This is a genomic window from Leptospira inadai serovar Lyme str. 10 (assembly GCF_000243675.2).
GTDB classification, from domain to species: domain Bacteria; phylum Spirochaetota; class Leptospiria; order Leptospirales; family Leptospiraceae; genus Leptospira_B; species Leptospira_B inadai.
In genome coordinates, this window is the sequence record NZ_AHMM02000025.1 from 151690 (window position 1) to 176926 (window position 25237).

General features: G+C 45.4%; 10 protein-coding genes. 7 read left to right on the forward strand and 3 right to left on the reverse strand.

What is annotated here, in order from left to right; translation table 11 throughout:
• The first annotated feature begins 52 nt into the window (after positions 1-52).
• From trpE to LEP1GSC047_RS16540, 7 genes are all read left to right on the forward strand, one after another.
• Complete coding sequence (trpE, locus tag LEP1GSC047_RS16510; protein ID WP_039935676.1) at positions 53-1477, forward strand: anthranilate synthase component I; 1425 nt, start codon at positions 53-55, stop codon at positions 1475-1477.
• On the forward strand, positions 1474-2052 hold the full coding sequence (locus tag LEP1GSC047_RS16515; RefSeq protein ID WP_010417227.1) for an anthranilate synthase component II: 579 nt from the start codon (positions 1474-1476) through the stop codon (positions 2050-2052). Before trpE ends, LEP1GSC047_RS16515 begins: the two co-directional genes overlap by 4 nt.
• A 4-nt stretch (positions 2053-2056) precedes the next feature.
• A complete protein-coding gene (locus LEP1GSC047_RS16520) occupies positions 2057-3964 on the forward strand; it encodes an ABC transporter ATP-binding protein (RefSeq protein WP_020989060.1) in 1908 nt (635 codons plus the stop codon).
• Complete coding sequence (locus tag LEP1GSC047_RS16525; RefSeq protein ID WP_010417225.1) at positions 3961-4377, forward strand: response regulator; 417 nt, start codon at positions 3961-3963, stop codon at positions 4375-4377. Before LEP1GSC047_RS16520 ends, LEP1GSC047_RS16525 begins: the two co-directional genes overlap by 4 nt.
• A gap of 618 nt (positions 4378-4995) precedes the next feature.
• On the forward strand, positions 4996-15066 hold the full coding sequence (locus LEP1GSC047_RS16530; protein WP_039935678.1) for a type I polyketide synthase: 10071 nt from the start codon (positions 4996-4998) through the stop codon (positions 15064-15066).
• Positions 15063-15512, forward strand: coding sequence for a holo-ACP synthase (locus tag LEP1GSC047_RS16535; protein WP_010417222.1), 450 nt, complete (start codon positions 15063-15065; stop codon positions 15510-15512). The genes LEP1GSC047_RS16530 and LEP1GSC047_RS16535 overlap by 4 nt, the downstream gene beginning before the upstream one ends.
• 9 nt (positions 15513-15521) lie before the next feature.
• A complete protein-coding gene (locus LEP1GSC047_RS16540; RefSeq protein ID WP_010417219.1) occupies positions 15522-21446 on the forward strand; it encodes a carboxyl transferase domain-containing protein in 5925 nt (1974 codons plus the stop codon).
• A 31-nt stretch (positions 21447-21477) separates the two neighbouring features.
• Here LEP1GSC047_RS16540 and LEP1GSC047_RS16545 read toward each other — a convergent pair whose 3' ends face one another.
• The 3 genes from LEP1GSC047_RS16545 to LEP1GSC047_RS16555 are packed head-to-tail and all read right to left on the reverse strand — an operon-like array spanning position 21478 to position 25237.
• A complete protein-coding gene (locus LEP1GSC047_RS16545; protein ID WP_020989220.1) occupies positions 21478-24462 on the reverse strand; it encodes a SpoIIE family protein phosphatase in 2985 nt (994 codons plus the stop codon).
• A complete protein-coding gene (locus LEP1GSC047_RS16550) occupies positions 24455-24886 on the reverse strand; it encodes an ATP-binding protein (protein ID WP_010417218.1) in 432 nt (143 codons plus the stop codon). The genes LEP1GSC047_RS16545 and LEP1GSC047_RS16550 overlap by 8 nt, the downstream gene beginning before the upstream one ends.
• Before the next feature lie 9 nt (positions 24887-24895).
• Complete coding sequence (locus tag LEP1GSC047_RS16555; protein WP_010417216.1) at positions 24896-25237, reverse strand: STAS domain-containing protein; 342 nt, start codon at positions 25235-25237, stop codon at positions 24896-24898.

Genomic DNA, 25237 nt, shown 5'->3' on the forward strand with positions numbered 1-25237 from the left:
ACGAACTCAGATCGGAAATTTAATTCCGATCTTTAAGCAAGTGTTTCTGGATCTGGAAACTCCGGTCTCCCTATTTGCAAAATGGGGAGGAACGGAGGCTAAACATTCCTTTCTTCTCGAATCCGTTGAAGGGGGCGAAAACGTAGGTCGCAATTCCTTTTTGGGGAAAGAACCGTACCGCCTCATTTACGGAAAGAACGGCCTTTTTTATATCTCGAAACGGAAGGAACCGGAGACCGAGATCATCACGTACGATCCCCTGTTTCTTTTGGAATATTCCATGGGGGACGACGTGTATGTACCGGATCATCGACTTCCCTCCTTCCAGGGCGGAGCTGTAGGATTTCTCTCCTATTCCTGTGTTCGTTATTATGAAAATTTACCGGATACGAAACCGGAAGACGAGCCGTCGCCCGACGCCTATTTTGCATTGTACGACGAAGTTTTGGTAGTGGATCATGTGGATCGATTACTAAGAATCGTGGTCAATGCCAGACTTTCCGATTTTGAAGATACGAAGGCTTGTTACGAAGCCACTCTCGCAAGAATCGATGCGATCGAAAAAGATCTCCGAGAAGGAGAGGTTCCTGGTTGGGTAAAGCATCCTCCGGAAACGAGGGAGACTTTAGAATATCGCCCGAATATTCCCGACGAAGATTACAAGAAAGCCGTTCAAAAAGCGAAAGAATACATTTATGCAGGCGATATTTTTCAGGTAGTCCCGTCCAGAAAATTGGAGTTTCGTCCGGGAGTTCCTCCTTTCCAGGTATATCGCGGGCTGAGGACGGTGAATCCGAGTCCTTACATGTATTTTTTGAAGCTGGACGATATTTCGATCGTGGGATCTTCTCCGGAAATCATGGTCAAATGCAAAGATAGGAAAACGTATCTGAGACCGATTGCCGGAACCCGCCCCCGCGGCGCTACTCCGGAGCTGGACAAGGCCTTGGAAGAGAATCTTCTTTCCGATCCCAAGGAAATCGCCGAGCACATTATGCTGGTCGATTTAGGAAGAAACGATTTGGGAAGAGTTTGCGAACCGGGATCCGTTCGCGTGGAAGATTTCAAAATCATCGAGCGATATTCGCATGTAATGCATATCGTAAGTCAATGCTACGGAGTATTGAACGAGAATAAAACCGTGTATGACCTTTTGCGGGCGACTCTGCCGGCAGGCACCGTTTCGGGAGCTCCTAAAATTCGCGCCATGGAGATCATCGATGAACTGGAGAGGACTCGGCGTGGCATTTATTCGGGAGCATTAGGATACGTCTCCTATGCGGGCGACACGGATATGGCAATCGTCATTCGAACCATTTCGTTTTACGGAGAAAAAGCTTTCATTCAAGCCGGGGGAGGAGTGGTTTATGATTCTTCTCCCGAAGGCGAGCTGGAAGAAACAAAGAATAAAATGGCGGCCCTTTTACGCGCGGTCGATTTTGCACGTAACGGACTCAAAGGAGAATGGAATAGATGATAGTACTCATCGATAACTACGACTCCTTCACCTATAATTTGTACCAGTATTTTTGCCAAATTGGAAATCAGGTCGAAGTCTTTCGAAACGATAAAATAGATTTAAACCGCATTTCGGAACTGAATCCGAAAGGAATCGTACTAAGCCCGGGTCCCGGACGGCCCGAAGATTCCCGAGTGTGCTTGGATATCCTAAAAGAATTGAGCGGAACGCTTCCGATATTAGGCGTGTGTCTGGGCCACCAGGCGATCGGACTAGTCTGCGGGGGTAAAATCGTCAATGCTCCTAGTATTATGCACGGTAAAGTCAGCCTAATCGAGCACGACGGTTTGGATATTTATAACGGAATTCCTTCTCCGTTTTTAGCGACTCGATATCATTCCTTAGTGATCCAACCGGAAAGTCTTCCCAAGGAATTAGAAATCGCTTCGAAGACTCAGGACGGGGTGATCATGGGAGTTCGGCATAAAACGAAAGCGAATCTTTTCGGAGTACAATTTCACCCGGAATCGATCATGACACAGAACGGATTGGATATCGTTAGAAATTTCTCCAGGATCGTCGCCGAAACCTAAGTCGATGAAAATATTTTTCCGTTTAATGGCCTATTCGGTACGTTATAAGTATCGATTTACGCTGGGCATTCTTTTTGCCCTAATCACGGCTATCCTAAACGCCGTCTCCCTGACTGCAGTCATACCGCTTTTCGATACGATGGGAGCGGACCCCAATATCCGTTTTCAATTCGAGCTGACCAAACCGGAGCAGGATATCCTTTTAAAGGAACGTTACCAGGGTTACGATAGTTTAGATGCCGTGGAGCGAGTTAAGAAAATTCTAATCGACGCGAAGCAGTGGTCGAACGGCAGAACCAAGTATATGGAGCCTAAGGAAGTCGTTTGGGCGGTATGCTTGCTCATACTTCCGGTCTACGGTTTGAAATTGATCTCCTATCTTGCTTCCGTCTTTTGTCTGGCGACGGCGGGTTATAGGGCCGTCCGAGATCTTCGCCAAGAACTTTTCGAAAAGAATCAAATCCTTCCCTTAACGTTTTTCTTTAAGGAAAAAACCGGGCTCTTAATGAGTCGAATCATCAACGATGTCGAAGTCATTGCCGCGGTCATCTCGTCGAATTTTCGGGATGCTACTATCAATTTCTTTTATGTAGTCACGCATTTGATCGTTCTATTGTATCTTAATACGGAACTTTTATTGATCGCGTGCGCCGCAGTCCCGGTAATCATTCTTCCCGTCACCTTATTCACAAAAAAAATCACTAAGTCGACGGAAAGGCTTCAAGAGAAAATGGCGGACCTGAACGCCAATTTGCAGGAAATGATTTCCGGAATTAAAGTGATTCGCATTTTTCATACGGAAGAATTCGAGAAGGAAAAGTTCAAAAAAATAAATCAAAACGTTTACAGACGTAATTTTAAAGGACAATATTATCTTCAAGTCGCTCCTAATCTAGTCGAACTTACCTCTTCGTTAGTCGTCCTCGGCTTCTTTGCATTAGGAGCTAAGTTCATCTTTTCGGGAACAGGAGCGTCGCGCTTTTCTACCGGCGACTTTATGGCCTTCCTTTTAACGTTGCTGTTCCTACTCAGACCCCTGACTCAGCTTTCTCAAATGGTTGGAAAAGTATCGCAATCCATTTCGGCAGGACGCCGCATCTTCGAAATCGTCGATTTAGAAACGGAAGACCATAGCGAAATCGCGAAAGTGGATTCGTTTACATTACGGGATTCCATTCGGTTTAAAAATGTAACCTTCGCGTATCCGGGAACGAGTACCGAAGTTTTAAAGGACATTAATTTGAATGTTAAGGTCGGGGAAACGATCGCAATCGTAGGAGCCAGCGGCTGCGGAAAGTCCACCTTAATGGACTTGATTCCTAGATTTTTCGATCCTAGCTCCGGCTTTATAGAATTCGACGGCTGCAATATCAAAGATCTTTCCTTATCCGATTTACGTAAAAAAATCGGAATCGTAACCCAAGACATCTTTCTTTTTCACGGAACCGTGATGGATAATATTTCCTATGGAAGACCCGGAGCGAATCGCAAAGACGTGATTCGAGCCGCTCGATTGGCTCACGCCCACGATTTTATCAAAAAAATGGATCGAGGATACGACAGCATTCTAGGCGTCAGAGGTTTAAACTTATCGGGAGGACAACGCCAACGTCTCGTAATAGCGAGAGCCTTATTACGAAATCCTGAAATTATGATTTTAGACGAAGCGACTTCAGCGCTAGACGTGGAGTCGGAACGTTTGGTAAGCGACGCACTCCGTCGGTTATTCGCGAATCGAACCACATTCGTAATCGCTCATCGTTTATCTACGATCAAGGACATACCCAGAATCATAGTCATGGACAATGGGCGCATCGTCGAAGAGGGAAATCACGTTTCGCTCATGGATCAAAACGGAATTTATCGTAAACTTACCGATAACCAATTTGCAGGGGCGGGAATTTTGCCTTGAAGCCTTTAATACTTGTAGTCGACGATAACGATCGATACGCCGATAATCTAAAGACATATCTGGAAAATCTGAACTGCGACGTTCTTCGCGCAGTCGACGCGGCGCAAGGATGGGAATATTATACGAAGAATAAGGACAAACTCTCCGCTGTGATCACCGATATTACCATGGAGACCCAAACGTCGGGCTTATGGCTAATCCGACGGATTCACAAAGACGGTTTTAAAGGAGTTAAGGTAATCGCAACGACGGGCTTTGACGTTTTTGGAGTCATGACGGTAAGTCGATTATTATTACCGACCTTCGCCGGAATCGGTTTCATGATTCCGAAAGTTCCTTTAAAAGTCGGAAAAGTCTTAATGCTTCCTACCGGCTTGATTCAAGAAACCTTCGAACTCTCGATCCGCAAATAAATCCTCCGGCCCGACCCGTCATTAACCCCACCAGAAGAAGGAAGAGTGAGCACGGAAGACAGAACATTGGCGAGCAGAATTTCCGTGTTCTAGAGAAAGATTCTTACCTTATCAGTGGATTTTTTCCTCTTCTCTGTAACACTTCCAACCTCGAGTAGCTTCTGTCTTCAGTCCTCTGGCCTCTGTCTTCTGAATTCTGCAAAAGCAAAAGAAGAACGGAATCATGACACCTCTCTCCAAACGAAAGAAAACAATTATTTTATAATTTCGTAATTCTTCCGAAATATGAATATTCGCTCAATTCGCACTCATATAGACAGCGAAAAGGAGATTATATTACGGTTTATTTATTTCTATTTTTTAATTTAACGAACGATAGTTAACTAACCTATGTTAACTAACTATCGTTCGCTAGCTTAAATTGTGTACAAACAAATTAGAAATTAAGAAAAACATTGAGTTGTAGCAGTCGCTAAATCGCCGAGAACGGTGTTCAATTCTTCGTATTTAATTTTTAACGACAGAAATTCATTTTTTTCTTGAAATTCGCTCTAACGAAAGACCACTAAACTTGGATGGTTGAATTTTAAAACGAATTCAGCATCCATGGATGTTAAAATGAAAGCGAATTATACTAGTACGCATGCCTTTATCGAAGAACCGCTATCGATCTTCAAATTTCTATCTTTAAATAAATCTAAAGTATTTTCGATCTTCGGCGGACAAGGTTCGGATGCATTACCCGAACTTCGATCGTTTTACGAGGAAGGAAATTTCCATAAGGATTTTTTCGATGCCGTTTTTATAACATTAGAGGAGGAGTTCGCCGCCTTAACCAAGGATAGGGCCAATGCCTGCCTTCCCCACGGATTTCATTTATCCGATTGGTTAAAGCAGCCGGAACTCACTCCGACTTCGTCCCAATTATCTCTTTGCTCCTATAGCGTACCCTTAATATTCATCACCCAAGCCGCAGGTTTATTCCGATTTCTAAAAGAGGAAGGACACTGGGAGCTATTCAGATCGAATGTTTCCGGAATTTGCGGTCATTCACAGGGAGTTTATGCAGGGCTTCTGCTTTCCGTTTCCAAAAATAGGGAGTCGTTCCTTAAGAACCTTTCTCTTATACTCAGAGCCATACTACACTTAGCGATACGTTCGCAGGAAGAATTTCCGCTCCTGGAAGTCGACGCTTCCTATAAAAGATTCATTAAATCAGGCGAACATCCGTCGCCGATGGCGGCCCTCCAGGCCGAAGTAAATCATCTTGTTCCTATTTTAGAAAAATTTAATTCTGAAAGGACTGCCGAGGATACGGTCTATCTGGGTCTTCAAAATTCGGAGCGTTCAGTCGTCTTATGCGGGTCTGCGGAATCGTTATTGGAATTTCGGGAGATTCTATCCCACTCTAGTTTTCCCGATTTAGATTCTTGGATATTCCTGAATATTTCGGCGCCCTTTCACTGCCAGCTATTGCGAAGAGTTCCTGTTCTCCTGGAAGAGGATTTAAAACGGATCGGATTCGATCCGAAGCCGGAAGATTTAGAGATCCCTTTATACGATACTCGAGACGGAAAAAATCTAAAAGAAGAGACCGGTATAGCCTTATCTCTGGCCAGAATGGTGGTTGCCGACCCTTTGGATTGGAAGGCTTGTACGAAAGAGTTTCAATCCGGCAAGGAGAAGGTTCTTCTTCTTTCCTTCGGTCCGGGCACGGGAATCGATAAGATTTGTGCTTCGAATTTCCGGGGTAAATCCTTCCTGATAGAGAATTTAGAGAGAGACGAATCGTTTCGTTCCTTTCAAAAATCGAGTTCATTAAGTTTTCCTAAATCTTGGGAAGAATTTGCCCCGGAAATCGTAAGGTTACCCGAAGGAAAAGAATTTCTACGTAACGCATATTCCGTATGGGCGGAACATCCTCCCGTATTCGGCGGAGGTATGACTCCTTCTACGGTAGAACCGGACATCGTAATCGCCGCTGCGAAGGAAGGATACCTGGTGGAATGGGCCGGGGGCGGCCAAGTCACCGAAGAAATTTTTCGGAGCAGAATGGAGAGGTTTCGGAACGAATTACCGGCCGGAAAGAAAATCGTCATCAATCTTCTCTATCTGGACGCGTATCTTTGGAACCTGCAAGTTCCGTTAGTAAAGAAATTAAAATCCGAGGGAGCTCCCATCGAAGGAGTCACAATCTCGGCAGGGATTCCCGATACTGATGAGGCGATTCGAATTATTAAGGATTTTGAATCCCATGGAATTTGGCTGAATTCCTTCAAACCGGGAACTAAAACCCAGATACAACAAGTCATTTCCATCGCAAAAAAAATTCCCGAATCGACGATTTTAATGCAGATAGAAGGCGGCGCCGCCGGTGGTCACCATAGTTGGGAGGATTTGGAAGAACTGGTCGGTTCCATGTATGCGGAAATACGGAACACTCAAAATTTGATTCTCTCCGTCGGAGGCGGAATAGCCGAACCGGAAGACGCGAGACGCTGGTTATTCGGAACTTGGGCAAAACAACGAATCATGCCCGTCGATGCGGTATTTCTTGGAACAAGGTTAATGTCCGCAAAGGAATGCGCGACTTCGGATAAAATCAAACAATCATTAGTGGACCTATCGGGCTCTATCGAATGGCAAACCACGAAAGACGGAAAAATCGCAGGAGGCGTGTTATCGGGAAGATCCGGATTGGGCGCCGATATCTATTACGCGCATAATACCTGGACAAAAGTATCCGCGTTGGCTGAAGAGTTGACGAAGGGCAAAGAACCCGAAGAAGCCAGACAGAACGTTCTTAGCCGCAAAGAAGAACTTATTTCACTCATCGACTCCACCGCAAAACCGTATTTCGGTGATCTGGAAAAAATGACGTATACCGACGTACTGAGTAGGTATATCGAACTTACATGTCCCGGGGAAAGACTCGTTTCTCCCGAAGGTGAGTGGCCGGATCACCCTTTTATAGATCGCAGCTTTAGATCAAGATTGGAGGAAATACTCCATCGTTTCGAAGAGAGAATTCTGACCTTCGACGAAAAAGTCCATTATTCCATATTAACTAATTCTGAAGAGCTGAAAAAGCCGGAAGATATATTAAATAAATGGAAAGTTATATATCCGAACGGAAGCAAAAAGCTTCTCCTACCCGAGGACCGAATTTTCTTTCTAGATGTCTGTAAGCGCCCGGGTAAGCCGGTTAACTTCATCCCTGTTTTGGATGAGGATCTCGTAAAATGGATTCGCTCCGACTCTCTCTGGTATTCCCATTGTATAGGAATGGATCCCGACGCATGCGCGTGGATACCGGGACCCAAAGCAGTTTCAGGAATCCGAATATCGAATCAACCTGTGGCTTCCATATTTTCCGATTTTATAAACGGAATTCAACCTGAAAGTAAAACTAGAAAAATCGATTGGTCCGATTTATTCGACAATAATGATTTTACTCCGAGAAATCTAGAATTTAACGATTCGGATTCCGGTCTCGGCGGAAGTTTAAGAATTCCTCAAGAATTCGATGTTAACTCTCGAGATTGGATACGATGGCTTGCTAGGCTTGGTAAAGGATTTCTCTCCGGAGTGTTAAGCTCGCCTAGACTAGGAAGGGAAATGACGGATCTGCCTCTCTTTTTCGAAGCAAAAGCCGCAAGGACATATTCTTGGGAAATCAGTCCCTCCAAAGAATTGATTTTACTTAGGGTTTATGAAGGCGAAAATCTTAAAATAGAATTGCGGTTGATAGATCCGATTTCAGCCCAACTAGAAATATTCTTCTCACGCCCGGGCGATAACTTATCAATTCCGTTTAAGAGACGTTTCTATCTTTCCGCCGACCGGGAATCCTTTATTAACGAGGACATGGAATTTCGAAATAAATCGATATTGGATTTCTATTCCAAGTCGTGGAAAATCGATCACTCTATTCTTAAGAATACCTCCGACTTTCCCGAATTAAATTCCGAAACCGTCCTCGATCGCAATAGCATTCTGAATTTCAGAAAAGCGACAGGCGAATTGCGAAGAATCGATCTTCGCGCGGAGCCGGTACCTTCCTTAGGAATGGGCGTAACATTCGCTTGGAAGATTCTAATGGCTCCTTTATTTGCATTTAAGGACGTTAACCTTTTTAAACTTCTGCATCTTTCCCAATCCTTCAAATGGGGCAGAATCGCCGGCGAATTAAAACCGGGGGACCGAATCCGCTCCTCAGTTCGTTTAGCAAAAGCAAGTAAATCTCCCGTCGGAACGGAACTGCTCGTCACCGGAACCGTTTATCGAGAAGAGCAATTTATCTGTTCGTTCGAAACCGGATTCCTGATTCGCGGATCGTTCGGATCCATCCCCTATTTCGACTCTTTACCGATCCGAAAAACCGTCGAAATCAAATCGATCGCGCAGGGAAATGTGGTTCTATCCCTACCATGGATTACTAAATTACAATTTTCTAAAGAACTCGAAATGGGCTCCATTTTGCGATTTTCAAGCGAAGAAAAGCTTAGAATGGAAACGGATTTTCGGACGACGACTTACTTTGTCGAAGGAAAGATCGAGAAGCGAACCTCGACGGGTTTTGAACCGTGGGGAACCTTCAAATTGGACGAACGGCTTACTTCCGATCAGACCTCGTCTTTGGATCGATTCTTTTTATCTTTTGCGGAAGCCGAGTCGGAAGTTCCATTGCTGAAATCGTATCGAATCCTCTCGGATATAGTCATAGCGCCTTCGGATATGGGCGACTATTCGGCTGCATCCGGAGACACGAATCCGATTCATACCGATAACGACTTTGCTCGAATCGGTGGGTGGGATCGACGGATCGTTCACGGGCTATGGACATCCTCGCAAGTATTGAAATTATTAACTCGGGACGTATGCGGAGGAGATCCCGCTAGATTACTCTCTCTGGATGAATCCTTCGAAGCTCCCGTGTACCTTCAAGAAGAATTGCGCGTCGAGGCCTTTCATATCTCCCAACTTAACGGAAATATGATTCTTGAAATAAAAGTCGAGAATCGTAATGGAGAAAGTAAACTGTCCGCAAGAGCAACGATCGCTCCGCCAAAGACCGGTTACGTTTTTACGGGCCAAGGTTCCCAATCACAGGGAATGGGCCTCAAGCTTATGGAGGAATTTTCCGAAGCGCGAAAAATCTGGGAGCGGGCGGAGAAAACGGTAACCGACGAATTAGGGTTTTCCCTGCTGGAAATCGTAAGAGATAACCCGATTTCGTTACGAGTCGGAGGTAAAACCTGGACGCATCCAAAGGGTGTTTTGCATCTTACTCAATTTACCCAAGTAGCGTTAGTTACCAAATCCATGGCGGATTGGGAGATCCTTAAAGGTAGAGGATATCTAGTACCGAGCGCGCCGTTTGCCGGACATTCCCTGGGAGAATTCTCCTCCCTTTCGGCGAGAGGATTTCTCGGATTAGAGAACGTTATACGAATCGTTTATGGCCGTGGACTTACCATGCAGGAGCTGGTTCCTCGCGATTCGGAAGGTAGAAGTCCTTACGGAATGAGCGTAGTTCTCGGAAATCGCCATGTCGGATTAACGGAGGAAAGGATCCTCGAGGTGGTCGAGCAGATTCGCCTAAGCACGGGGCTGCATCTTGAAGTAGTAAATTTGAATATTCGAGATAAGCAATATTCTGTCACCGGAGATCTAAAGGCCTTATCCGAAATGGAGGCAAAATTTAAGGAAATCGTAAGGGGCAAAAAGACGACGATTCGATTGGAAGGAATCGACGTCCCGTTTCATTCCAGAGTTTTAGTTTCCGGCGTCGCCGAATTCAGGCACACGTTAGAGTCGAACGTTCCTTCCAGCTCGGACTTCTCCGAATTGGACGGAACGTACATACCGAACTTAGTCGCAAAACCGTTCTCCATTCAGAAAGAGTTTCTCAGACTCGTTTCGGAAACGTCCGGCAGCCCGATACTTTCCGAAATCTTAATAAACTCAGGCAAGGCAATATCCGATTCGGAACTTCGTCGCCTGCTTTTGATCGAATTACTTGCTTATCAATTTGCAATGCCGGTTCAGTGGATCAAAACGCAGGACGTATTATTCGACCAATTAAAAGTGCGACGATTGATAGACTTGGGAGCTCGTGGCGATCTCGCAGGGATGGCGCGTCAGACGATCCGAGAAGTGTCGGATCATTCTACCTACGAAATCCTGCATGTGGAAGAAAATAGAAATTCGGTCTTTTATGAATCCGAGGATGTCTCGCAGGCAATCTGGAGTCCAGTCCAGCAACCTATTCAGTCGAAGATGGAGACTGCATCGCCGACATCGGATAAGCCCCGACATGTAGTGGCGAGCGTCGTCGAGTCCGAGGCGGATCAGCCTTCACAAGAAATGGATTCAGCGGGTGGCGACGAGGCTTCCGTGAGTTTGGATAGAAAAGACGCCTTATTATCGTTGCTCTCCCTAAAGGCCGGGGTTCGACCCGACGAGATTTCGGAAGAAGAAACCGTCGATTCGCTATTTGGCGGTAACTCGTCGAAGAGAAATCAAGTCATGGCCGATTTAGGCGCGGAATTTAGGACGCCTAGTTTGGACGGAGGGCATGAAAAACCGATTCGGGAACTAAATCGTCTGTTAAGCGAACAGTCCCAATACACTCAGCCGGGTCCGTATTTGCGAACCGCATTCGAAGAGACCCTCAAAAAGCATTTTCCTCCCGACTTCGGAAGGACCGAAGTCTTCCGTCATTTGAAGGAAGAAAGAGGACTTTCAGAATCCGGAATATTCGCAATTAGCGTCTTCTTACCTTTATTCGTTAGGGACGGGGAATCGATTCGCAAAGGTCCTTTAAGTTCTATAGCGATACCATCCCGCATCGGTAGCGCAAAAGAAGCCGCTCGATGGTTGGACAAAGCCGTCGACATTTTCGCTCAGAGCAAGGGAATCAGAATCCATAAAGCTTCTTCCGCAAAAAGAGGCCATGGGGCCGCTAAAATCGATGCGGCAGCTCTGGAAGAATTGGAGCGAAAATATTTCGGCGCCGAAGGCGTATTCGGCAAGAATATCCGAGATCTTAGAAGCAGGCTTTTAGGCGAAGATCCGTTCGCGCAGTACTTAATACGCGATTTAGATCTTCTTAAGAATGCAAGAGAACGGAATTCCGTGCAAAGCGAGATACCTTCGATTTTCGACGAAAAAAAGATCGTCGCTTTCCGAAACTCAAATCAATGGGCCAAGAAAAAACTTCTCCAACTGTTAACCGAAATCGCCGACGGAAGACGAACTCATATAACGTTGAAAGAGGAGACCTATCTTTCCAATCATCGATCGACTTTACTTTCCGAAGTGTATGAATATTGGAGTCAGTCGGAGGAATTTTCTAAAATTCAAACGAAGGAAGTAAGAAATTCCCTCGAACGATCCTTGCAGGAAAAAGGCAAAACATCGCCTTCTTTACCGATCTTTAAAGTAGAATCCACGATTCTTCGACCTCGTTTGGAAATCGCCGACGACGGCGGATGGAATTACTCGGAGGAAGAACAACAGGTAAACATTAAAGAATTCTTAAAATCCAAAATCTCGTTAAAAACGAGTCCCGATTTCGGAAACAACTTCGATTTAAATACGTCTTTCACGAATTCTTTCGAAGAGGTTTTAAGTTCTGTCGTTTCGGAAGGAATCAGCTTTACCGGAAGGAAAGTCTTAGTAACGGGGGCCGGTCCTAATTCAATCGCTCTCGAAACCGTCCAGGGATTGTTGGCAGGAGGAGCGGACGTTGTTCTTACGACTACTTCCTACTCGCCGCAAAAGGTCAGCCTGTATAAACGGATCTTTCAAGAGTACGGTTCTCCCGGCGCTTCTCTGCAAATCGTACCGTTTTCGCAAGGTTCCTTGGATGACATTCGCTTCTTATCGGAATGGCTTACGGCAAAAAATTGGGAACCGGATTTGCTTCTACCCTTCGGCGCTATCGGCGAGGAAAATGCGGCTTCGCAATTGGATTCTTCTTCCCTAGTTTCCTTGCAAGTCATGTTATTAGGAGTCGAAAAATTGATCGGCGTATTAGGACGTTCTCGTCGCTCGTTAGGTTCCGACGCTTCTCCTTTAAACGTGATTCTTCCTTTGTCTCCGAATCATGGAATCTTCGGAAAGGACGGATTGTATGCCGAAACGAAACTAGGTCTGGAAGCCCTCTTTAGAAAGAAATTTTCGGAATCGGAAGACTGGGGTAAGAACACTCGAATCATCGGATGCGTGATAGGTTGGGTCAGAGGCACGGGTTTAATGGAAGCCAACGATCTGGTCGCGGAAGCCTTGGAAAGGGAAACGGACGTTTTCACTTTCTCCAAACGGGAAATGGGCACTCTTATTTCGGGATTGGCTTATTATACGTTCAATAATGGTAAAATAGATATTCTTAAAGCCTATTTTACTGGAGGCCTTGAGTCCCAACCGAATCTAGGCGCGACACTGGCGAAAATAAGATCCAATATCATATTAGACGCCAAGAATAAACGAGAGTCTAGCCAGTTATTCTCACAAATACTTCCGCAAAAAAACGAAACAAAACGAATTCACCCGTTACCCAAGGAAGTTTTTTCTTTTCCATCGGTGCCGACGGATCTCGAATTGAAGTCTTATGGAGATCTGACTCATTTAGACCCGGCAAATCTAATCTGTGTAGTCGGATTCGCGGAAATAGGACCCGGAGGAAATTCGGTCAGTCGCTGGGAGTTGGAAAAAAGCGGGATACTATCTCTGGAAGGAGCATTAGAACTCGCGTGGACGATGGGACTGGTAAAATACCAAGCTTCCGATAAAGGAAGATCCTGGACGGATGCCCAAACCGGAGAAGCGATCCAAGAGTGGGAAGCAAAGAGTAGATACGAAAAAACAATATTAGAAAATACCGGTATTCGATTCATCGATGCTTCTTCTCGCGGATTCGACCCGAATTCCCTTATTTCCTTCGTAGACGTCGTTTTGCAGGAGGATTTTTTCCTTCCCGTTTCCAACGGTTCGGAAGCGGAAGATTTTCACCGAGCCGAGCCCGACTCCACCGAAGTATATTTTGATTCCGAAAAAGACAAATGGTTCATCAAAAGGAAAAAAGGGAGCCTAATCAAAGTGAAAAAAGCCTTGGGAGTAAATCGCAAGGTTGCCGGCCAGATTCCAAAAGGATGGGATCCGATCAGATACGGATTACCGAAAGACTTAACGAAACAGGTCGATGAGATCACTTTATACAATCTATACTGTACTTGCGAGGCCTTCTTGCGCTCGGGTATGGAACCTCTGGAACTTTATGCGTATCTTCATCCAGGCTTAGTCGGCTCGACCGTGGGTTCCGGAATGGGCGGCATGAGCAAGATGAAGCGTATGTTTCAAGATTTTCTTTTAGGACAAGAAAGGCAGCACGATGCACTTCAAGAATCCTTAATAAACGTTACGGCCGCATGGGCCTTAACTTCATACGTAGGCGCGTATGGTCCGGTTCAAACTCCGGTTGCGGCATGCGCCACTGCCGGAGTTTCCCTGGAAATGGCAATGAACATCATTCGCGACGGAAAAGCGAGATTCATGTTGGCAGGTGCTTTTGACGACTTCTCCGAAGAAGGTCTGATCGGATTCGGAGACATGCAAGCTACAGCAGATAGCGTCGAGATGGAAGCCTCGGGCATAGCGGCCTCCGGAATATGCAGACCGAATGATATTCGCCGAAACGGATTCGTGGAAGCTCACGGAGGCGGAGTCGTCCTCTTAGCGCGAGGCGATTTAGCATTGCAAGCCGGTCTCCCGGTTTATGGAATACTTGCGTATGCCGGTTCTAAAACGGACGGAATTCAAGCCTCCATCCCTGCTCCCGGACTCGGCTTACTTTCGTTAGGCGCCGAATCTAAAGGCAACTCCCGAGTCTGGAACGTCGAGGAAAGAAAAAAAGCGATAGCAAGCTGGAATCAGGAAAAGGAAAGAATGATCTCTTCCTTTGGCGAAGGCGGTCAGGAACTATTCGAAGAGGTTCAAACTTTACTATCGGGCAAATTCCAACCAGGCAGAGACGGGATCTCCCCCATTCGATCCGCATTGGCGGTCTTCGGCCTCACCGCTGACGATATCGGAGTTGCATACAAACATGATACTTCGACGAAAGCGAACGACAAGAATGAGAACAAACTTTTGTATTCTCTTCTCAGCAAATTAGGTAGGACACAGGGAAATTTACTTCCGATCGTTTCACAAAAATCGTTAACCGGACACTCTAAAGGAGGAGCCGCCGCATGGCAAACCGTCGGAGTACTCCAAACTTTGGAGGAAGGTATCGTGGCAGGAAATCGAAACTTGGAAGAGGTCGATCCGGACATGAACACATTCCCTTTCTTGACCTTTACCGACGAATCGATTCGTTACGGAAAGCATAAACTCAAGGCGGGAATACTAACTACTTTAGGTTTCGGACATGTAGGCGCATTGTGTCTCTTAGTGCATTCCGACTTCTTCCTAGCGGCTTTGAGTCCCGAGCAAAGACAGAATTATCTTTCTATTCGAAATGAACGAGAAATTGCGGGAAGAAATCGATATCATGAAATTCGAATGGGAATCGGAAAGCCGATGTACGAACGGAAAACGAAATCCTATTTCGAAGAAGAGGAAGTATCGCTTTTACTGGATTCTTCTTTCAGAAAAGCCAAATCTTCGGTACCGCCAAAATGACTTCGGAATTGGATAGGGAAATTTCCGAAATATGTCAGCCTATCTCTCCCGGTATTTCGGTAGGAGTCGATCTGGTTTTCATTCCGGAATTTAGGGAAGCCCTGAAGGAACCGGGCACCGTTTTCTTTAAAGAAACTTTTACCCATTGGGAAAGAGCAAAAGCGGATGCGAAACCGGCTCCGCAACGTGCGACATACTACGCGGGCAGATACGCCGCAAAAGAAGCCTTGATCAAAGCGTTAGACGGACCTCGTCTTCATTTAGATCCTGCGTTTCGACCCAATTATATCGAGATCGAAGTGCGCAATGATAACTACGGTCGCCCCTATTTTCGGTTCTACGGGATTCTTTCCGATTATATGGAAAAAATAAAATCTTCCTGTATTCGAATCAGCATAACTCACGCAGGAGACTACGCATTTTCGGAAGTTCTCCTTGCACTTTAGGAAATTGAAATGATACCAACGCGAAAACCCGAACCGGATTCCATAATAGAAGGAACGGTTAGCCTACCCCAAATAGAAGCCCTTATGCGGGAGTTGAAATCCCTTAACCCGAACCGTTCCGAAATTTCGGAACCGCTTCCTGCAAGACAGGGAAAATTACGAAAAGTGTTAGTCGCCAATAGGGGCGAAATCGCAAAAAGATTTTTCTTAGCGTTAAGAGAAGAGGGAATCCGATCGGTCGCAATAGTAACCGATCCGGATAAAGGACAATCCTGGTACGAACCTGCCGACGAAATTTTATATATCGGAGATCCGGATAGATACTCGAATATACAGACCGTAATAGCCGCAATTCTGCTATCCGATGCGGATGCGATTTACCCGGGATACGGATTTCTTTCGGAAGATTTTCGTTTTGTGGAAACCTTAGAGGCGGCATCCAAAATATATAAGAAAAATATAATTTTCATGGGACCTAAAGCCTTCGTGATGCGTAAGGTCGGAAATAAACTGGATGCGAGAACTCTCGCACGGGAAAACGGAATCCCCTTATTTGACGGAAGCGGACCGATAACTCAAGGAGAACTTGAGGCAATTAAAGAAGCGGAACGAATCGGTTATCCTGTCATGGTCAAACTCGATGCCGGCGGCGGCGGGAAGGGAATGGTCGTCGCTTATAATTCCGAAGAATTGAAAGGAGCAGTTGAAAGCGCGGAGCGTATCGGTCGTCAAGCTTACGGAAATGGAACTTATTTTTTAGAGAAGTTCGTGGAGCACCCGTCGCATTTCGAAGTTCAGATCTTTAACTCTACCGCGGTCGGAGTTCGCAAATGCGCCGTTCAACGCAGAAACCAAAAAGTCGTAGAAGAAAGCGGAGAAACTTTTCTAGACGATCGGACCTTACTTCAGTTATTATCCTCTGCTGAGCGAATCGCTCATATTTCCGGCTATTCGGACGGATGCGGCGCAGGGACAGTCGAGTTTTTGTTGGACGGAAAAACCGGGAATTTCGGTTTTCTGGAAATGAATACCAGACTTCAGGTAGAATATCCCGTAACCGATCAGTCCTTAGGAATCGACCTTGCAAAATGGCAAATTCTTTTCTTTGACGGAAGAGAATCGGAAATTCCGTTCGAATCGGTCGTGAGAAGGAGATTCTCGGCAAGAAATCATTCCATACAATGCAGAATTTATGCGGAAGATCCCTTTCAAAATTATTCACCTGCCCCCGGTCGAATCACCGAACTAGAATTACCTACGTTTAACGGAGTTAGATGCGATTTCGGATTTAGAAAAGGAGATAAAATTTTAGGCGATTACGATCCGATGATCGGCAAACTTATCGCTTTTGGAACGAGCAGAGACGAAGCGTTGATGCGAATGGAGAGAGCTCTTAGCGAGCTTTACGTAAAAGGATTAACCACCAACCATGAGCAATTGCTAAAATTGCTGCGTCACGATTCTTTTCGCAACGGGAATTACGATAATCGAATTCTAAACGAAAATCCCGAACTTACCGAACAGGACTTCACCGATCGAGAAGAAGGAGCATTGTTTTGCTGCATCGCGGAAAGAAATCTTACTTCCGAAAGAGCCTTAACGGACGCCTTCAAGGACGGCGACCTTCCCAGATTACTCAATTCGGAAGAATCCGAATATTTCGCCCATAAATTCGATTTACGATCGGGTGATCGAAATCTGCAATTCAGGCTTTTTCAAGTCGGCTTTAATACTTTCGAAGCTTTGCTGAACGGAAAGTATTTTGGGCGCATCGGATTGACTGCCGGAGGAAATTCGGGAGAAGAATTTACTGTGGAATTTCGCGGTCGAATTATCCCAGTCCGCGTGGATCGTAGATCCTCGTTCCATTCGGTTCGTTTTTCCGATAAGGAAGGAAAGTTACGTTTTTTACGCTTCACCGTCCGCGTTAAGAGCAGTAAAAATCCGAAAGATAATCCGGGAAATCTACGCTCCCCTTTTCAAGGGACTTTCGTTAAAATCGCCGACAATCCGTCGTCAGGTAAAGCTTGGAAAGAAGGGGATTCCGTTCAGGAAGGTGACCCCCTTATCGTTATCTCCGCGATGAAAATGGAAACGATTCTTAAGGCTCCGATCGGAGGAGAGTTAACGTATCTTGCCGAACACGGAGACCTTTCCAGATTAATTCGAGGAGCCACCGCCTCCGGAATGATTTTGGGAAAAGGATTCGCCGAAGGAGAAATATTAGCTAAAATTGAAACGCGAAAGGAAACCGAGAGTTCGATTTTCGAAGAAAATGAAACCGAAAGCTCCCTCGATTCCCTCTGGGAGAACTGGGAAAAAATCCCCGCGAATTCGGAACCATCCAACGGACATTTACTCATTCCGCCGATTTCGTATAAAGGAGCCGAACTTAGAAAGTTATTAATATCTTGGGTTTCGGGAACCTTTAGAGAGGAAGAGTTTATTCCAAAAATTGCATATATTCTTTCCGCATTTAAAATTCAAAAAGAACCGGAAATCGAAGTCAAGCGATGGGAAACCTTTTATCTTGATATCCTAAAATTTCATGTTCTGGTTCGCCGGTTATTCTCCTCCGATCCGGGTACGAAATTTTCCCATTTCGGCGAAATACATAGACTTCTTTCTCAATGGGAGACCGAAGGATATAATCCTTCCAAATCCACTAGAAAACTACTGTCGGGAGCTTTTCATTCCTATGGAATCCAAAATTGGAGTCCGGTCCGACGAACAAAGGAACAGAAAGAGGCCTTTCTATATCTTGTTCGAGCATACGCAAATTTGCGCGAGGGGAAGGAAATCTTCGTCAAAATTCTGGAGAAATTTTCCGTATTCGCTCCGTCGACAAGGTCCGTGGAGTTGGCTCTTCATGCAGTCATTTATCTAGAAGAAAGAGAAAAGGAACCTACTCTTGAAAAGACAGCAAGACGAATTCTTGCATTGCGAGGCAATCGTCCGCAAAAATTTCGAGGCGGAAATACCACGATTTCCAGAAGGCATGTTTTCGATTATATTAGATTTTTAAAGAACCCTTGGTCTTTAGTTTCGGAAGAAAGCGGAGAAAAACTGGAAATCCATTTTAAACAATCTTTTAAAACTCCGCTTCCCTTATTACCGACGGATCTTTCCCCGCATTTAGCCGAAAGATTCACAAGGAAAATAGAGTTTTGGAAATCCAAAGGAAATCTGACCCGCCTTTTTTCCCCCGAGAAAGGCCAATACCTTTACTTGATCGATTACGGAAGAGAAAAGGAATATATTCTTTTTTCCGCAATTACTCCCGATCCGAGGTTAGACCTCTTCCGATCCGCTTTAGAGACCGCAGCCAAAAACGCGGCTTGTATTCTGGAAGGAGCGCAATCCTTGAATAGAGTCGATCTTTTCAGATTGGAAATCGTCACTACGGATGTCCCGGTCCCTTTCAACCTATCGTCCGATGAAGATCGAGTACTAAATTATGAAAATATAATAGACTCCGCAAATTCGGTAGTTCGTTTCTTTTTACACGGATTGTATAGTCAATTTACTCTGGAAATATTCGATTCTTTCGCCGGCAAAATTAGGACCTTCTCGCTCTTTTTTAAAGAAGGCAAACTTAGAATGGATATCGTTCATCCGAACGATCCTAGATTCCCTTACACTTTGGCGCCGGATGCGAAAGACGCGGCACTATTTCGTAAAGGAAAATGGCCTCTGGAACATTGGGTAAACGAAACCTTCGATCCGAATACGATACGCGAAATATCGGTCCCGATCGCCGACGGGATCAACAGGGTGAATCCTAAGACCGGCCTGTCGGAAGAATATACCCCGGGCGCAAAAATCTTCGTAGGAAAAATGGGCGGCAAAGACGCCGTATTTTTCTTTAAAGACTCAAGGGTTGCAGGTGGAGCTACCGGCGATATCGAAGGAAGAAAATATATCGCTTCGACTTACTACGCGTATCGAAGCGATATTCCATTGTATGTCTGGAACGACGGAGCCGGTGCGAATATTCGCGAGGGGATGGTTTCCTTAAATAGGGCAGCGGAAGGATTTTTTATGAATTCACTTCTTACCGCAAGGGTGACCGCCGCAGAGTTTCGAGGAGCGATCGAATCTCATAAAGATCCTATTCTACGGGAAATATGCGACAAGATGGAGCAGACGTACGCTTCGGATTTTCGGCCTTATATAGCGAGCGAAAAACCTAAACGTTGCTTTTTAATCGCGATAGGAGTCGGCTCCTCGACCGGATTAGACGTGTATGGATCTTCTCAAGCCTCTTTACAACTTCTATTAAACGAAGAGGAATCCTACCGCGTATTAACCGGATCGGCAGTTATCGAATCGGTCACGGGCGAAAAGTTCAGCAATTACGAAATCGGCGGAGCCAGAATTATGGGCCAGGCCACCGGTACCGTCGATTTTGTGGCGAGCGATAAGCTTCAGCTTCTTTGGTATTTGCATCGAATTCAGGAAGTATTAATCGGTAAAAATGAGTCCGCTTCGCAACGATCGATCGGGGCACCATTTTCCAAAGAAGAATGGGTCGTTCTAGATGAGAACGAATTAATTAGAAATTCCGAAACTAATTTCCTCTTAAACGTAAAAGAGAATTACTCCGGATCGGGATCGCTTGTTTCCGGGTTTGTCCGATTAGGGGGCGGCCCGGTTCTTACTCTCGGTCCGCGAACTAGCTACGGATTTCATTCCCTCTCTTGCATAATAAAAGCCAAAGAATCGGTTCGAATCGCGCAAAAGACCGGCGCGGATCTTTTACTAATTTACGGTAGTCGATGGTTTCGAAGCTCTCATTGGGACGATTCGGATTCGTTACGGCCAAGGCGAGATTTTCAAAAATCGCTTCAAGACTTTCAAGGAGCTTGCCTACACTTGCTGAAACATCCGGAAGGAATCCGAATACCGGAACTCACCTCGGCGGGAGATGCGTGGCTATTATTGGACGACTCTTCCGTTTCCAGGGATAGAGCGATGAAGAAAGAACTATCCGATGCAAAACGATGGGCGACTTTCATCGCGACCTCCGAAGCCGAAGCATATGATAAGATTAGAAAATTCTTTTCTTTATTACGATCCAGAGAGATTGTTTCGGAAACTTCCGACATTAGAAAGGTTGAATTGCCTGCGGATACTTCCGCATCCTACGATATGAAGGAGAAAGTCGTCTCCAAAATTTTGGACGCGGATTCTTTCCTTGAGTTCTATGAGGCGAATCCCGGTACAAGTTTAATAACCGGGCTAGGCAGACTTGCCGGAAAGACCGTCGCAATCATTGCCGACCAGCCGAAAGACGGAGGCGCGCCGGATGCTCCTGGAACGGAAAAGTTCCGAGTATTTGCAGAATTCGTAAACAAGCATAAGATTCCGTTGCTGATGATTTCGGATGCACCGGGTTTCGTTCCCGGAACAAAACAGGAACGATTAAGAATACAACAAATCGGCGGGGAATCTTTAGACGTGAACGTACTTTCGCAGGTACCGGTCGTGTCGGTCGTTCTCAGACAAAACTACGGAGGAAGACAGATCCACGCGTTCAGCGGGTTTCTTAGACCTGGAATCGCCTATTACGCTTTTTCCGATGCGGTTTTAGCGGTCATGGGAGCCTCGTCCGCCTTCGATTTATTCCAGGGAGCCAAAGTCGAAGCGCTGAAAAAAGAAGGAAAAATCGACGAGATAGAATCGGTCCGTCGCGAATTTCTGGAATCCTTTAGAATAAAATCTAGAGCGGCCGAAGACGCAAAAAAATCGGGAGTCTTGGACGATACGTTCACTTCTATCGAAGATCTTAGAAACGTTTTCCTGCAAGGATTAGCGGAAGCTCAGCTAAAGACCAGTGAGTGGAAAAAGAAAATCCAAGACCACTACGCGACCGGAAATGTCTACGGTTCCCACGACAATACGGACGATTGGAAGGATTTGATACTTCCGTAAAACGAAACATATTTTTTTAATAAATAAATCTCTAACGCTTTCGGACGGCAATCATCGCAATGTCGTCCGAAAGTTGCGAAATTCCCGGTTTTCCTAATTCCTGTTTCGTATGGACTTCCAAATCTCCGACGACGACTTTGATCAATTCTGCCGGTCTTTTTTCTCCGTTTGTAAATAACAATTTTGCTAAACGTTCCCGTCCATACATAGAACCTTCCGGATTTCTAGCCTCATCCAAGCCGTCGGTATATTCGAAGAATATATCTCCCGAATCCAACGTCAAAACTCTCCTCTCGATCGTAGTTTCAAAGAATGAATTCTCATCCATGCCGATCGGCAATCCGCCTGCCGGAAGTTCGTGGAGTTTTTTTTCGGACGCGTCATAAAATAACGGTTTAACATGGCCGGCGGATATATATTCCACCTTAGAAGACGTCGAATCGAAAAAACCCAAAAAGAAGGTAACGAAAATATGATCCGGAGTGTCGTCATACAACTGAGAGTTCATTTCAAGAAGTATTTTCTTTAAATCGCGCTCGCCGCGTCGGAGAATCGAACGAATTTGCGCCCTAAAGAGAGCCATAACGATCGCCGGACCGACTCCATGATTCGAAACGTCGCCGATACAAAACGCTATTTTATTCTGACCAAGCTCGATAAAATCGTAATAATCTCCACCGACACCGGCCATCGCCTTATAGAAGGCTCCGAATTCCACGAAGTCGTTCAAACTAGTCGGCAATTTCTCGGGCAAAAGGCGTTTCTGGATTTCTTCCCCGGCGAGAAGTTCGCCTCTCATTTCCTCTCGCTCTTCCAGACCGTGAACCATATCGTTGAGCGATTCGCTTAATATTCCGATTTCATCATATCCGGCCGGTGGAAATTCGACTTTTAAATTTCCTTCGCCGATTTCCTCCGCTTTTCGACTAATGATCCGAATACGTCTGACTACGAACCACGCAAGTCCATACGCCAATAAAATGGCGATCGCTCCGATGATCGCCGTATATCGGATAAGCTCGTCCCGATTATCCCTAATCTGTCTAGCTCCTTCAGTCCTATCTATTAAAATTAGATTATATCCTAATAAATTCTTTCTTAATAAGTCATAGACGACCCCTTTTCCTGCGCTTTCCTTGGAGGCGACTAGAGGAGAGGAATCCAAGGCCCACATGACCTCCTCCGCTTCGCTTCGACTCCTTATTAAAATTCCGGAATCGGCTACGGAAGCTTTGTTTCTGGAGGCATTCGGTAATTCCGTCTCCGAACTTCCTGCCAAAATCCATTCCCGCAACAGTTTCCATTTTGCACGGACATTCTTGCGTTCTTCCGGATCCTTATAATATCGCCGGATAGCGGCGGACCCGGCTTTAAAGGGAAGAAACGTAAAATCATCCAGAGCCGCTTCCCGCAATCCGTAAAAAGCGTCTTCCGAACGATGATCTTCGGCAAGACTCCAATCGTCCTTACTCGATTCCAGACGAATTAGGGAATCTCTAACCTCCTCGGCCTGCGCCTCCAATTGTCGTACGTTTTCCTGAATTTCTTCCGGTGATTCTTTAATATCTCCCTGCTTTAAAGGAAGTTTCAGCTTCTTTTCCCACTCTAGGATTTCTTTTGAAGTTGCGGCGGCCTTCTCTTCCAGGGATTTCTTCTCTTCTCTCCATCGCTTCTGCGCTTTCTGAAATGTCGTTACGTACGGTTGGAGCTCCTCCAACTTGGTTTCCCTTTTTTTCAAAAGCTTTCGGTAATTAGCCGTTAGAGTTCGAAATTCCGAATCGGCTGCCGGTTTCGCCTTCCCGTCCTTACGTAATTCCGTAATACGGGTTTTTAATTTTTGCGCCAGCTCCGCGAATTCCGAAGAAAGTTTACGATCCTCTTCCAAATACTCGCGCCACTGACTTGCACGGTTTGCAACCTCTTCTGCAAGGGCGCGAGACCTCTCTGCTGTATTAGGATTTCTGAATACTGGGCGAAACACCACCTCGTATTGGCGTCCGCCGACTTCGTATGCTTCCGGTTCCGATTTATTTCGAATCGTTTCCAATACGTCGGTTTCGCCGAATAGCGAGGCACGACTTTGTTCGAATTCGGGCAAACTTAAAAGTTTTTTAGCCGTACCTGATGATTGTAAAAATAACAACCCGGTATCCAAAGTTTGTTTGCCGACTCTATCGTAAGCTAGGATGCGAATCTTATCCGGCAACAAACCGAGGGAAGAAATTCCGTCTTTATAAGATCCTCGAAAAAAGTTCTGCAATGCCTTCGCTAAACTAGTTTCCCCGGCGGCCGCTTTTTTTTCCGAGTCCGGGATGGATCGTTCCGCAGTCTTGCGCTCCTTCTCCAGTTTTTCCTTATCGGACGAGAATGTTTTCTTTTTCTTCGGATCTAAATCCGGCTTTAATAATTCGACCTCGATATTCTTAATCTCATCTTCGATTTCGTCGATTCGCGAACGGGCATTTTCCGCAGAGAGTCTTGCGAGAGCGGTCTTCTCCGCAACGGAACGTATTTTATCGTAAACCGGAGCGTCGATCGGCGCTCCGGTTTCTTTCCGCAGTTCATTACGAACATTCGTCTCGAATTCCTTAATTTCCTTTTCGGATAAATATCTCGTAAAGTAAGTATCGACCGATCGATATACGTTTCCTCGTTTGACGTTCAATCCGATAGACTGCCCGAACGATTTGAGCGCCCCTAAAAAACCCGCCTCCTTTTGAACGACGGTTCTTTTGAATTTACTCAGTTCTTTTTTCTTTTCTTTAACGCGAATTTTGAATTCCTCGATTAAAATCATGCTCCGGCTTAGATTTTCAAGATCCAAAACTACAGTATTCACATATTCTAATGGAGCTTTTAGTTCCGAATTAAGCTTCTCTTCGAGGGCTTTTTTTTGCTGAGAATAATGAACAGCGGAAGTGAATGCCAGTATAGAAATGACTAAAATAGCCGTGAAAAACGAAAGCTTTGCTCTAATTCCCGGAAGTATCTTTCTTAAAATCTTATTCTTAATCATTTCTTTCTCTCGTATGAATTAGGGTAAGTCTGTTTCGGGGCGGATTCTTTAGACGTTGGTATCTGACGATCATAATTTTTTTGATTGAACGTAGACCGAACCCTCCGTCTGCTCCGCTCTCGTAGAGTTCCTTCCAAGATTCGCTTTTCACTTTTGTCGGATCGAAGAAAATGCCTTCGTCGGTGACCGAAAATCGCCAACTACCCTTATTCTTTCTCATTTTCAATTCGATCGTGGATTTTTCGTTTTCCGGCAATCCGTGCTCGATAACGTTCGTGACCGCTTCGTCCAGACAAAATACGATTCGCCCCTTTATCAGATCGGGACAATCTTCCCCCAAAAAAGAACGTATTTCATTCCTGACTTTGGCCAACTCGTCAAAGTCGTTGCGGAATAGATAAACCTTTTCCTTGTGGGAATTCATTCTCGATTCTTATACGATCGAGAGGGCTTCTTCTAAATTCGGGAATATTCTAACTTTCTTGGTAAAATACATCAGCTCCATCGTATCCTTCACTTCTTTCTTAAGACTACAAAACACGATTTCACCCGATTTTTCCTTTAGAAATTTCTGAATCGAATTCAAAACACCGATCCCTGCGGACGCGATGTACGTTAGAGCGGTACAGTCGCAAACGATGGTTTTTACTCCGTTACCAACCGCCGATTCCAATTTCAACTTGAGGTCGGGTGCGGTCTTCGCGTCGATTTCGCCGGCTACTTTAAGAATGAGTCGGCTTCCCTCTAGTTTTTCGTTAAAAGTTAAATTTGCCAT

Bases quoted from the DNA above. Each gene is read 5' to 3' on its own strand.
- LEP1GSC047_RS16515 (WP_010417227.1), top strand. From the start codon at position 1,474: ATGATAGTACTCATCGATAACTACGACTCCTTCACCTATAATTTGTAC.
- LEP1GSC047_RS16520 (WP_020989060.1), top strand. From the start codon at position 2,057: ATGAAAATATTTTTCCGTTTAATGGCCTATTCGGTACGTTATAAGTAT.
- LEP1GSC047_RS16530 (WP_039935678.1), top strand. From the start codon at position 4,996: ATGAAAGCGAATTATACTAGTACGCATGCCTTTATCGAAGAACCGCTA.
- LEP1GSC047_RS16535 (WP_010417222.1), top strand. From the start codon at position 15,063: ATGACTTCGGAATTGGATAGGGAAATTTCCGAAATATGTCAGCCTATC.
- LEP1GSC047_RS16540 (WP_010417219.1), top strand. From the start codon at position 15,522: ATGATACCAACGCGAAAACCCGAACCGGATTCCATAATAGAAGGAACG.
- LEP1GSC047_RS16545 (WP_020989220.1), bottom strand. From the start codon at position 24,462: ATGATTAAGAATAAGATTTTAAGAAAGATACTTCCGGGAATTAGAGCA.
- LEP1GSC047_RS16550 (WP_010417218.1), bottom strand. From the start codon at position 24,886: ATGAATTCCCACAAGGAAAAGGTTTATCTATTCCGCAACGACTTTGAC.
- LEP1GSC047_RS16555 (WP_010417216.1), bottom strand. From the start codon at position 25,237: ATGGCAAATTTAACTTTTAACGAAAAACTAGAGGGAAGCCGACTCATT.